The 301-nt window shown below is 34.2% G+C and carries 1 pseudogene; it reads right to left on the bottom strand.

Annotation, left to right across the window (positions count from 1 at the left end):
• Nucleotides 1-21: 21 nt before the first annotated feature.
• Nucleotides 22-301: pseudogene (locus FLQ44_RS25585) on the bottom strand (IS1 family transposase); the annotation flags it as partial.

The following is a 301-nucleotide window of genomic DNA, read 5'->3' as shown; positions in this document are numbered from 1 at the left end:
AGTAATGATAACGCCAGTTTTTCATTCTATAGATAAACTGGCGTTATATTCATGAATAAAATACCAAATAGCTCCTATATGATTGGAGAGTTTTTTAGAGAACGAAAGAGTTTTTCTTACCAAACGAGATATTCTTTGTCTCATCGTATTATTAAATCTTTCTATATAGTTCGTTTGTCCACTATCCTTGGGTACCGTTTTGTGTCTTTTTTTAGGAAAAACTATTTGATAAGCTTTCTAAAAGTCTGTATAGCTGACAGCACATTGGCGATAAACGGCCGGCATTGAATCCCACAACCCT

It is taken from the genome of Vogesella mureinivorans (assembly GCF_007644035.1).
In the GTDB taxonomy this organism is placed as follows: domain Bacteria; phylum Pseudomonadota; class Gammaproteobacteria; order Burkholderiales; family Chromobacteriaceae; genus Vogesella; species Vogesella mureinivorans.
The sequence above is the reverse complement of the archived record's forward strand: the minus strand, read 5'-3'. Positions and strand labels throughout refer to the sequence as shown.